Origin of the sequence: Rhizobium mongolense USDA 1844 (assembly GCF_000419765.1) — a bacterium.
Classification (GTDB): Bacteria; Pseudomonadota; Alphaproteobacteria; order Rhizobiales; family Rhizobiaceae; genus Rhizobium; species Rhizobium mongolense.
Genome location: NZ_ATTQ01000011.1, coordinates 147707 through 159849, shown reverse-complemented (window position 1 = coordinate 159849; position 12143 = coordinate 147707). Strand labels below are relative to the sequence as shown.

9 protein-coding genes are annotated in these 12143 nt (G+C 58.4%); 5 read left to right on the top strand and 4 right to left on the bottom strand.

From position 1 onward, the window contains the following. From A3C3_RS0121945 to A3C3_RS0121930, 4 genes are all read right to left on the bottom strand, one after another. Complete coding sequence (locus A3C3_RS0121945; protein WP_022716738.1) at positions 1-843, bottom strand: carbohydrate ABC transporter permease; 843 nt, start codon at positions 841-843, stop codon at positions 1-3. Beyond that, positions 840-1772, bottom strand: coding sequence for a carbohydrate ABC transporter permease (locus tag A3C3_RS0121940; RefSeq protein WP_022716737.1), 933 nt, complete (start codon positions 1770-1772; stop codon positions 840-842). The genes A3C3_RS0121945 and A3C3_RS0121940 overlap by 4 nt, the downstream gene beginning before the upstream one ends. 91 nt (positions 1773-1863) lie before the next feature. Continuing rightward, positions 1864-3147: an extracellular solute-binding protein gene (locus A3C3_RS0121935; RefSeq protein WP_376774871.1), complete on the bottom strand. Its 1284-nt coding sequence runs from the start codon at positions 3145-3147 to the stop codon at positions 1864-1866. A gap of 277 nt (positions 3148-3424) precedes the next feature. Then, positions 3425-4312: an AraC family transcriptional regulator gene (locus A3C3_RS0121930; protein ID WP_022716735.1), complete on the bottom strand. Its 888-nt coding sequence runs from the start codon at positions 4310-4312 to the stop codon at positions 3425-3427. Between the two features lie 212 nt (positions 4313-4524). Here A3C3_RS0121930 and melA point away from each other — a divergent pair, with 212 nt between their 5' ends. The 5 genes from melA (at position 4525) to A3C3_RS0121905 (ending at position 12136) form a co-directional block, all read left to right on the top strand. Next, the gene (gene melA / locus A3C3_RS0121925; protein WP_028739886.1) at positions 4525-5991 is read left to right on the top strand and encodes an alpha-glucosidase/alpha-galactosidase; all 1467 of its coding nucleotides are present in this window, start codon (positions 4525-4527) and stop codon (positions 5989-5991) included. A gap of 119 nt (positions 5992-6110) precedes the next feature. Further along, positions 6111-8198 (top strand): ABC transporter substrate-binding protein, encoded by a 2088-nt coding sequence (locus tag A3C3_RS0121920; protein ID WP_022716733.1) that lies wholly within the window; start codon positions 6111-6113, stop codon positions 8196-8198. A 117-nt stretch (positions 8199-8315) separates the two neighbouring features. Beyond that, positions 8316-9323: an ABC transporter permease gene (locus A3C3_RS0121915; RefSeq protein WP_022716732.1), complete on the top strand. Its 1008-nt coding sequence runs from the start codon at positions 8316-8318 to the stop codon at positions 9321-9323. A gap of 1 nt (position 9324) precedes the next feature. Next, entirely contained in the window at positions 9325-10458 is a 1134-nt protein-coding gene (locus tag A3C3_RS0121910; protein ID WP_022716731.1) for an ABC transporter permease, read from the top strand. 10 nt (positions 10459-10468) lie between these two features. Next, the gene (locus A3C3_RS0121905; protein ID WP_028739885.1) at positions 10469-12136 is read left to right on the top strand and encodes an ABC transporter ATP-binding protein; all 1668 of its coding nucleotides are present in this window, start codon (positions 10469-10471) and stop codon (positions 12134-12136) included. Positions 12137-12143: the final 7 nt, after the last annotated feature.

Below are 12143 nucleotides of genomic sequence, written 5' to 3'. Positions count from 1 at the left end.
TCAGCCCTTGACGGCGCCCTCCGTCATGGCGCCGAGGATGAGCCGCTGGAGGGCGAGAAAGGCAACAATGGCTGGAACGACCGATACAAGGCAGGCCGCTGCCAGCAACTGGAGGGAGGAGTCGTTTTGTGTTCCGGCATACTGGAATATCCCCACGCCAATGGGCATGAGCGATTCCTTGCTGATGAGAAGAAATGGGACGAGAAACTGCGACCAGCCGGCGATGACCGAGATGATGAAGGCTGAGGCGATGCCTGGTGCCGACAAGGGAAGGATGATGCGCCAAAAGACGCTAAAATGACCGCAGCCGTCAATGACTGCAGCTTCGTCGAGGCTTTTCGGAATGCCGTCGATTGAGCCCTTCAATATCCACGTCACCATTGGTACCGCGAGTGCAATATAGACCATTGTTGCACCGAAATGGCTGTCGGTAAGGTGAATTGCTGCCATGTAACGGTAGAGCGGCACCATGATAACAAGCGGTGAAATCATCTGAAAGGCAAGCAGGACCATCATCCAAGCTCCCTTGCCGCGAAACGGAAATCGGGAGAAGGCATAAGCTGCAGGCAGCGCCACGATCAGGCAGCCGATTGCGCTGCACGAGGACAGGATCAACGCATTCCAAAGATATCCTGCGAACTTGTCGGAGGATAAGATGGCGGCGAAATTTTCCAAAGTTGGCGCTTTGGGGATGAGACGGCTCACGCCCAGAAAGATTTCCTTGCGCGTTCTTAGCGCAAGCGACAGCAGCCAAAGCAACGGCCAGGCGAAGAAAAGAAACGTTATGGCAAGGAACAGATAGCTTAGCGCATCGCCAATGCGATCTTGTCTGAGAGGCCTCAATTCGGTTCTCCTCTTGGCAGAAAACGAGCATAGACGAGTGCAAGGCCAAGGCTGATTGTAAGCATCAGGATCGATAAGACCGCGCCGGCCGCAAGGTCGTAATTTCGGAACACGACGTTGAAGGTGTATAGCGAGAGAACCTCGGTCGCGCGGCCGGGGCCGCCGCCGGTGAGCGAAATGATTGCGTCAAACGTGTTCAGGGTCTGGATCGTGATGAGGATCATGTTGACGAGGATAGCGGTCCGCAGCTGGGGTAGAGTGATATAGATCAGCCGTTGCCACGGATTTGCGCCGTCAACTTCGGCAGCCTCGTAAAGAACAGGATCGATGGCCTTGCTCGCCGCATACATCACAACCATCGAGAACGCCGTGCCGCGCCAGACATTGGAAATCACGACCGACCACATGACCATGTGCGGATCCGACAACCACTGCACAGCCGGAACACCGATCAGGCGCAAGAGACTGTTCAATCCGCCAAACGGCGCTTCGTTGAAAAGCATTTTCCAGATGATGCCGCCGGCGATGCCCGGAACAACCCAGGCGACAAGGGCTGTTGTTCGCACGATCGTCGAGCCGAAGAGCCGGCGCTTTTCGCTGTGCAAAACAAGCAAGGCGATGAAAAGCCCGAAGAATTGCTGCACGACGACGCTTGACGCCGTGAAGACGAATGTCACCCACAGGATTTGCAAGAGCTCGGGTTTTGACAATGTGGTGACGATCGTCTGCAGCGTATATTCTTCGTCCGTGCCAAGCAGCGAGACGTTGGTGAACGCAAAGCGAAAGACGTCCAGCAAGGGGTAAAGATAAAAGACGCCAAGGACAAGAATGAGCGGTATAAGCCAAGGCAGCGGGGAGGGACTATGCCGTCCGGCGGCTCTCCTGCCGATCCTCTGGGGGCCCCTGGCGGCAATGCTTGCATCCATCATCGGTCCGATCCGGCCATTTCATCGTTAGGCAGCGGTTGCACAGGCTTCCTGGCGGCACGAGGCGTTTTCGGCCCGCGCCGCCAGATGGTGTTCAGCTGCGTTTGAAGGCGCTAAGAGAAGCGCCGAATGCCTCGTCGACGGCGGCCTCGGTCGGCTGGACGCCCGTCAGGACCTTGCCCATCATGATCTGAATCTGATTTGAGATTTCAGGATAGACGGGTGCGCCGGGCCTTGCCTGCCCGAACTTCAGCGCTGCCGCAAAGGTCTTGTTGGCGTCTGAGGAAAACACTTCGTATTTGTCATAGAGATCGGCGCGGGTCGGAAGCTGTTCCTGCAGCGCGTTGGCAGGTCCCATATAGATGTCGCGGGCAAGTTCTGCGCACAGCTTCACCTTTTCAGTGTCCTTGCTGAAAGCCGCCACCGTCCAGCCGCCGGTGCCCGTTGAGCGCTGGTCCGATGCCGGGCCAGGAAGCGGGGAGAAAGTCCATTTGGCGAATTCGTCAGCATCAAGCGCTGCTTTGAGCTGTGCGTATTGCCAGTTGCCGCCGACGAACAGCGCCGTCGTGCCGGCCGCAGCCGCTGCATTGAAGTCGTCATAGTTGCCAATGGTCGCCACACGTTTCGGAGCGGCTCCGGACTCAACGAGATCGCGGTAATAGTTGACGGCTTTGATGAATTTGTCGCGGTTTTCTCCCTCGCCAAAGATCGGCTTGCCATTGTCATCCACCAATTTGCCGCCTTGGGCCCAGAAATTGGCGAGCCAGTCGAATGTTGTTCCTTCATAGCGGCCGCCGTTGAACAGAACGCCTTCCATTCCCTGTTCGACCGAGGAAAGGGCTGCCTTCTTCAAGTCGTCCCAGGTCTGTGGCGCATCAGGAACAATTTCCTTGTTGCGGTAAAGGACGCGAAGGTCCGTCGACCACCACCATGCGTAGATGTTGCCGTCCGACCCAGTTATTCCCTCGCGGATGAAGGGAAAGAGCTGGTCAATTTCCTCTTTGGTGAAGTAAGGTGAGAAGGACTGCAAGACGCCGGCTTTCTTGAAGAGCGGCAACACGAAGGAATCGACGGCTGCACAATCGGGGGCCGATCCCGATTTGGCCTGCTCGAGCATGCGCGCTTGTTCCTGTCCGATATCCCCCGACATCATCTGCAACTCGATCTGCCAGTCGGAATGCTTGCCGATGAAGTCGTCGAACAGCTTGCTGTAGCCTTGTGCGTAAGCCGGCTCGTTGTTGCGCGGACCATCCGTGGTCATCCGGAAAACCAGCTTGTTGGGTGCGTCGGGCTTTCCGACGATGTCGCCCGTGATGGCCTCTTGTGCCGGGCTGTCATGCGGCGCGGCTAAGAAAGTCGTCGCCGCCAGTGCAAGAATGAGTGCTGTATTCCTCACGAGTGTCTCCTCCCGGGTCAGGATCTGATTTGAGCCGCTGCCTCCAACAACGCTCTGATCCGCGAAATAGATTAAGTCACATTCATTTGGTGTCAAGGTTGGCTCGGGCTGGAACATTGGTCAAAAAATATCGCTTCTGTCGGGTCCTCCGGATTAAAAAAGGCTCTGGCTCCAATGTCTTTACGAGCAAGCAGGCAATACGGAAATTTCCCTGTGTCATTTCCGGCGGCGACGCGCTGAGATGTCAGCCGGGGCCTGATCATGCCGATCGATGTCTGGCGTTGCCGATGCTTGCATACATGCCGGTGGTTCGAAACTCTGTGGGCGTGATGCCGTAAACGCGGCGGAAGACCTTGGAAAAATAGTTGGAATCTTCGAAGCCGCACATGATCGAGACTTCCTTGACCGGCAGGAAGTCGGCCTTCGTCAAAAGTTTTGCTGCACGCTGCAGCCTTTGTTGCAGCACATATTCGGCAGGCGGCATGCCTTCGCTTTCGGCAAAACTGCGGGAAAAATGCGCGCGGCTGAGACCGACGATGCCCGCAAGTTCGCTCACCGGCAATGGCTGGTCGAGATTGGCGTGGATATGATCGATCACCGGCTGCATGGCGCTGAGGTCTGCCGCAAAAGCGGGAGAACCGAAGACGTCGTCATAAAGCGCCATGGCCGCTTCATAAGCGATTGCCGACGCTGCTCCGGGCGTTGAAGCACCCTTGACAAGGCGAAGGCCGCAATCGGCGAGATGATCAATGGTCGATGGCTTGAGCCTTAGAACCGGACCGGCAAGCCCAAGTACCATCTTGTGGATTCTCAGCGTCTCCTCGCCGTGCATCGATATCCAGAAATATTCCCAACGGTCGCCCTTTTCGAGCCAGTAGCGGTGATTGTGCGGCACGAGAACCAAAAGCGTATCGCCGCTTTGGAGCCTGTAATTGCGGTTCTGGTAGCGCAGGCGGCCCGTGCCGCTGATTGTGTGCTGCAGAACGGTAAAGGGAGTCTGGCCGCGCCGCCTGCCGTCCCAGTCGTAGACTTCATTTTCCCGCACCTCATAGCCAGCACTCGTCGGCATGGCGTGCAGGCGCTGGCGCCCGCGCGGCAGAGAGATTGTCCTCATGGACTTGCCGTTGGCGATCAAATCCCGCAGCACAAAATTACCCTCGAAAGCATAATCCTTCTCTGGCCACCTCCGCGAATATCCGCATAATCCCCCTTCATAAGAGGAAGAGATCGCGGTCGAGAGAACGGCCGGGAGGAAATATAGGCGTTATTTATGATTTTTTGGACTGCATGCGCCGCCATGTGGTCTTTCCTCTCCTGGCCGCCTTTTACCTAGCATCTGATCAGATTGAGGTGAAGATTATGAGTTTCAAAATCGCTATCATCGGGGCAGGCAGCGTCGGCTTCACCAAGAAGCTGTTTACGGACATCTTGTGCGTTCCCGAGTTCAAGGATGTCGAATTCGCGCTGACGGATCTCAGCGAACATAACCTTCAGATGATCAAGGCGATCCTCGACAAGATCGTTCAATCGAACAAGCTGCCGACCAGGGTCACGGCAACGACCGACCGCCGCAAGGCGCTCGAAGGCGCTCGCTACATCATCAGCTGCGTGCGCGTCGGGGGTCTCGAAGCCTATGCCGACGATATCCGTATTCCGCTGAAATATGGAATCGACCAATGCGTCGGCGATACGATCTGCGCCGGTGGCATCCTTTATGGGCAGCGCAACATTCCCGTCATTCTCGATTTTTGCAGGGACATCCGCGAAGTCGCTGAACCCGGGGCAAAATTCCTGAATTATGCAAACCCGATGGCGATGAATACGTGGGCCGCGATCGAATATGGCAAGGTCGATACCGTCGGTCTGTGCCACGGCGTGCAGCATGGGGCCGAACAGATTGCCGAGGTTCTCGGCGCAAGGTCGCTTTCCGATCTCGATTACGTCTGCTCCGGCATCAATCATCAGACCTGGTTCATTGACCTGCGTCTCAACGGCCGCAAGATCGGCAAGGACGAGCTTTTTGCGGCCTTCGAAGCGCATCCGGTCTATTCGCAGCAGGAGAAGCTGCGCATCGATGTCTTGAAGCGCTTCGGCGTCTATTCGACGGAAAGCAACGGGCACCTTTCCGAATATCTGCCGTGGTATCGCAAGCGTCCGGAGGAAATCACCAAGTGGATCGACATGTCCGACTGGATCCACGGTGAGACCGGCGGCTACCTCCGTCACTCGACGGAAACGCGCAACTGGTTCGAGACGGAGTTCCCGCAGTTTCTTGAATCGGCGTCGAAGCCAATTGATCCGTCCAGGCGCTCCAACGAGCATGCAAGCCATATCCTTGAGGCGTTGGAGACCAATCGGGTCTATCGCGGCCACTTCAACGTCAAGAACAATGGCATCATTACCAACTTGCCGGCCGACGCCGTCATCGAGTCGCCCGGTTTCGTCGATCGCTTCGGCATCAACATGGTCTCCGGAATCACCCTTCCGGAAGCCTGTGCGGCAACGTGCATCTCGTCGATCAACGTTCAGCGCATGTCCGTCCATGCGGCGCTCAGCGGCGATATCGAACTTTTGAAGCTTGCGGTGCTGCACGACCCCTTGGTCGGTGCCGTCTCGACGCCCGAAGAGGTCTGGCAGATGGTCGATGAAATGGTCGTGGCTCAGGCCAGCTGGCTGCCGCAATATGCCGACGCCGTGCCGGCTGCGCAGGAGCGTCTGTCGAAATCGAGCGTGAAGACGCGTGATTGGGCCGGCGCTGCACGCCGCAGCGTGCGCTCGATCGAGGAGCTGCGCGCCGAAAAGGCGGCCTTGAAACAGGCCGTTTGAACTTCGTGGAGGCGGGTTGCGGCGGTTTTCCGGGAGGAAAAGCCGTCGCCTCAGACCTGATTTCACGCCGCTAGAGGAGAACCGGAGAGCGCAAGCGCTCCGAACAAGAGGGAGAGACGATGAGACATTTTCGCAAAATTGGCATTCTCGCCGGACTGACGCTGAGCGTCTCGGCCGCGGCCTTGAATGCCTATGCATCCGAACCGACCATTCCGCCGGAGCCGGCGCCGTTTCCGGCTGAAGGCAAGATCAAATACGTTGCACGCGACTCCATTTTGGAGTTCAAGGCGTTGCCGGAATATAACGAACCCGACTGGGTGAAGAAGAATTTTGTCGATACCGGCAAGCTTCCGCCGGTCAAGGATCGGCTTCCAAAGGAGCCGCTGGTCTTCAAGACCGAAAACATGCCCGATGGCATCGGCGCCTACGGCGATACGATGCGCCATGTCATCGGCGGGCGGCCGGAAGGGTGGAACTACGGCGCGGGCCAGACGCAGGGCTGGGGCGGTATCGATATCGGCCTTTCGGAATGCCTGACGCGCACCGCACCGCTTTTCCAGGTGGAGGCCAAGGATACCGAGCCGCTTCCGAACCTTGCCAAGAGCTGGGAGTGGTCCGAGGACGGCCACAAGCTGACGATGCATCTGATCGAAGGTGCGAAGTGGTCAGACGGTGCCCCCTTCAACGCCGATGACATCATGTTCTACTGGGAAGACGAGGTTATCGACCCGAACGTCTCGCCTCTCGGCGGGGGCGCATCGCCGGAAGCCTTCGGCACCGGCACGACCCTGAAGAAGATCGATGATTATACCGTCGAATGGACCTTCAAGGAGGCCTTCCCGAAACAATATCTCTACACGATGGCCTATCCCAACTTCTGCCCGGGTCCATCGCATCTCCTGAAGCCGCAGCATCCCAAATATTCGAAGAACACGTACGACCAGTTCAAGAATGCGTTCCCGCCAGAATATATGAATATGCCGGTGATGGGCGCCTGGGTGCCTGTCGAATACCGCCCGGACGACATCATCGTCCTACGCCGCAATCCCTATTATTGGAAGGTTGACGAAAAGGGCAACCAACTCCCCTATCTCAACGAGCTGCATTACAAGCTTTCGACCTGGGCGGACCGTGACGTTCAGGCGGTCGCGGGCTCGGGCGACTTCTCGAACCTCGAACAGCCTGAGAATTTCGTTGCTTCGCTGAAACGTGCTGCCGAAAAAACGGCACCCGCCCGTCTCGCCTTCGGCCCCCGGTTGATTGGCTATAACCTGCGCATGAATTTCTCGGCGAACGGTTGGGGCGATCCGGATGGGCGTGGTCAGGCGATCCGCGAGCTGAACCGCAACGAGGATTTCCGCAAGGCTGTCACGATGGCGTTCGACCGCAAAGCCATCGGCGATTCGCTCGTCAAGGGACCTTTCACGGCCATCTACGCCGGCGGCTTGTCCTCCGGCACGAGTTTCTACGATCGGCAATCGACGCTCTACTATCCATACGACCTTGAGGGCGCGAAGGCCGGACTTGCCAAGGCGGGCCTGAAGGATACGGATGGTGACGGCTTCGTGAACTTCCCCGCCGGGCAGGCGGGCGGAAAGAACGTCGAAATCGTGGTGCTCGTCAACAACGACTATGCCACCGACAAGAGCCTCGCAGAAGGCGTCGTCGGCCAGATGGAGAAGCTGGGCCTCAAGATCATTATCAATGCGCTCGACGGACCGAAGCGCGATGATGCGCACTATGCCGGCCGCTTCGACTGGCTGATCCAGCGCAACACCACGGAACTGGCTTCGGTCGTGCAAAATACAGAGCAACTCGCGCCTGTCGGCCCGCGCACCAGCTGGCATCACCGTGCCGGCAAGGACGACCAGCTCGACCTGATGCCCTTCGAGAAAGAGCTTGTCGATATCGTCAACAAATTCAGGACAAGCCAGGACAATGACGAGCGGGTCAGGCTGATGAAAGAGTATCAGAAGCTTTCGACGGAGCACGTGAACACCGTCGGCCTCACGGAATATCCGGGGGCACTGATCATCAACAAGCGCTTCTCGAACATCCCGCAGGGCACACCGATCTTCATGTTCAACTGGGCTGAAGATTCCGTCATCCGCGAACGCCTGTGGGTGGCTGCCGACAAGCAGCAGAAATATGAACTTTTCCCCGAGCAACTTCCCGGCAAGCCGGGAGAAAAGGGTCCGCTGAACTAGAGCTCCCTCCCAAATGAAAGTGAGCTTCCGGCCGCGCGTGGCGCGCGGCCGGTCATAACCAACAAGCCGGCCGCGCTGCCGAAGAGCGACTGGCGGCAAGGAGAAGCGAACCGTCCGATGTTACGATTCCTGCTCGTGCGCATAGCCTCAGCGATCCCTGTGCTCCTCATCCTCAGCGTGGTGACCTTCGCGATCATTCAGGCACCGCCTGGCGATTACTCCGATTACATTCGCTCCCAGCTCATCAACCAGAGCGGAGCCTCCTATGCGCAGGCGGAGGCCCAGGCCCAGGCCTACCGCGTCGAGCACGGCCTTGATCAACCGATGGTCATCCAATACTTCAACTGGATCGGCGGTATCGTCACCCGCGGCGATTTCGGCTACAGCATGTACTATAACAAGCCGGTTGCCGACGTCGTCGGAGAGCGCCTGCCGCGCACGCTGCTCTTGGCCCTCGTGTGCCATCTCTTTGCCTCCGTGCTCGGCATCAGTTTCGGCATCTGGGCGGCGACACGCCAATATTCCTGGATCGACAGCCTTCTTTCCGGCATTTCATTTCTCGGCATGACGGTGCCGCGCTTCTTGATGGCGCTGATCATCGTCTACCTGCTGGTTTTCCAGTTCAACATTTCCGAGATCGGCAGCTTCTTTTCGCCGCAATATGGCGGCGCGCCATGGTCGTGGGCGAAGTTCGTCGATCTGGTCAGTCATGTCTGGCCAGTCGTTGCGATCGCCACATTCGGGGGACTCGCCTACAATATGCGCGTCATGCGCGGCAATCTCCTTGATACGCTGAACGCGCAATACGTCGAAACGGCCAAGGCGAAAGGGTTGACCGGCAGCGCGGTCGTCATGCGCCATGCGGTGCCCAACGCGCTGCATCCACTCGTCATGTACCAGGGCGTCGTGCTTCCCTACATGCTGACGGGAGAAATCGAGACGGCGATCATTTTCGCCCTGCCGACCGTCGGTCCTGCCATCGTCGGCTCCATGGCGATTGGCGATGTCTATGTTACCGCGACCTTCATGATGGTGCTGTCGGCAACACTGATTGTCGGCAACATCATCGCCGATATGCTGCTTGCCCTGCTCGACCCGCGTGTCCGTCAGTCTGTAGGAGCCTGATATGTTCGCCTTCGACTCCTCCCTGCCACCACCGCACGAAGAAGCCATCAAGAAGCCGCCGCACGGCAACGAAAGCTACATCGCGCTCGTGTGGCGCCGTCTGAAGCGCTCCTGGACAGGCATGATAGGCCTCATCCTCGTCGGGCTGCTGATCATCATGGCCGTCTTTGCGGATTTCTTCGCGCCGATGGATCCGAAGGCAACCGATGTCGGCTTCGCGCCGCCGCAGGCCATCAGCTTCCACGACAAGGATGGCAACTTCGTCTTTCAGCCGCGCGTCTATGCGCTCGCCGATTCCGAAGAACTCGACCCCGTCACCTTCCAGCCGATCGTCGGTCCGGATTATGACAATCCCCGCTACCTCGGCTTCTTCGTGAAAGGGGCGGGCTACAAGCTTTTCGGCCTCATCCCGGCGAACCGGCATTTCTTCGGTTCGACAGATGGCCAGCCGGTGCATTTTCTCGGCACCGACAAATTTGGACGCGACGTGCTTTCGCGCGCGATCATCGGCTCGCGCATTTCGCTGGTGATCGCTCTCACCGTCGTCTTTATCGTCACGCTCGTCGGCACGACCGTCGGTATGGTCTCCGGTTACTTCGGCGGCACATTCGACGTCTGGGTTCAGCGCTTCGTCGAACTGGTTCTCGCATTTCCTCAACTGCCGCTTTATCTGGCGCTGACGTCGCTTATCCCGGTGACGGCTCCGACTAACGTCTTCCTTGCCTTCGTCATCGTCGTCATGTCGGCACTCGGCTGGGCGCAGATGTCGCGGGAGGTTCGCGGCAAGACGCTGGCATTGGCGCGCATCGACTATGTGCGGGCGGCGATGGCCGTCGGCGCGACTGACCGGCGCATCATCTTCCAGCACATCTTTCCGAACGTGATGAGCCACGTGATCGTATCGGTGACACTGCACATCCCGAGCGTCGTGCTGCTCGAATCCTTCCTCGGTTTCTTAGGCTTTGCGGTGAAGCCGCCACTGATCTCGTGGGGTCTCATGCTGCAGGATACGGCGAATTACTCCGTCATCGGCACCTACCCTTGGATCCTTGCCCCTGTCGGCTTTGTGCTTGTGACCGTCTTTGCCTTCAATGCGCTGGGCGATGGCCTGCGCGACGCAGTCGATCCTTATTGAGGTGGTGAAGATGGCCCTTTCTCTCGTCAATTCCTTTGCGCCGCCCGTTCGCCATGATCACGATGGCCGCAAGGAAAGTCCAATCATCGACGCGCGCAATGTCGCGGTGAACTTCAAGGTCGAAGACGGTTTCGTCGAGGCGGTCAAGGATATCTCGTTTCAGCTCTATCGCGGAGAGACGATCGCGATCGTCGGTGAGTCCGGATCCGGAAAATCGGTAACCGCGCGCACGGTGATGGGGCTTCTTTCGAAGCGCGCCGTTGTCTCGCCGAAATCGGCCATCGACTATGATGGCGCCAATATCCTGAAATTTTCCGAAAGCGCCCGGCGCAAGTTGCGCGGTAACCGCATCTCGATGATTTTCCAAGAGCCGATGAGCTCGCTTAACCCGATCTATACGGTCGGCAGTCAGATCGTCGAGGCAATCCGTGTACACCAGAAGTTCGGCCGCCGGCAGGCGGAAGCGCGGGCGCTGGAGCTTTTGAAGCATGTGCAAATTCCCGATCCCGAAGCCCGGCTGAAGCAATATCCGCATCAGCTGTCAGGCGGCCAGCGCCAGCGCGTGATGATTGCCATGGCGCTCGCCAACGATCCGGACGTCCTGATCGCCGACGAGCCGACGACAGCGCTTGACGTCACCGTGCAGGCACAGATCCTGAACCTTATCCGCAACCTGCAGAAGGAACTGCGCATGGCGGTGATCCTGATCACCCACGACCTCACGGTCGTCCGGCAGTTCTCGGACTATGTCTATGTGATGCAGCATGGCGAGATGCGGGAGCACAACACGACCGAAAGGCTCTTTGCCAATCCTCAGCACCCTTACACGAAGCATCTGCTCGGCTCCGAGCCACGCGGTCAGGCCAAACCATTGCCGGAAAATTCCGAGATCATTCTTGATGCCAGAGGGGTGCGCGTTTCCTTCATGCTGCGCCACGGCACGTTCTTCAAGCCGGAAATGAAGGAACTTGTCGCTGTCGACAGCCTGAGTCTCACGCTTCGCCGTCATGAGACGCTTGGTCTCGTCGGCGAATCCGGTTCCGGCAAAACGACCTTCGGTCAGGCGCTGGTCCGGTTGAACGATCCGGACGGCGGGGAGATCTATTTCGATCGCCAGCCCATCCACGGCCGCTCGCGCGCTGAGATGAGGCCGCTACGATCGCGCATGCAGATCGTCTTCCAGGATCCGTTCTCGTCGCTCAATCCGCGCATGACAATCGGCCAGATCATCGAGGAGGGGCTGGTCGTCAACAGGCTAGGTGCGACTAAAGCCGAGCGCATGCACCGGGTGCGCGAGGCGTTGATTGCGGCCGGCATGCCGGGCCATATTCTCTCTCGCTTCCCGCATGAATTCTCCGGCGGCCAGCGCCAGCGCATCGCCATCGCCCGCGCTATCGCCCTCGAACCTGAATTTATCTTGCTCGATGAGCCGACGTCGGCGCTCGATCTTTCCGTCCAGGCGCAGATCATCGAGCTCTTGCGCAGGCTGCAGGACGAGCGGGGCCTGAGCTACCTCTTCATCTCGCACGATCTCAAGGTCGTGCGGGCGCTGTGCCACCGGGTGATCGTCATGCAGCATGGCCGCATCATGGAAGAGGGGTCCGTCAACGAAGTTCTATCCAATCCCAAGACCGCCTACACGGAACGGCTGGTGAAAGCCGCTTTCGAGGTAGCATGATTGCCGA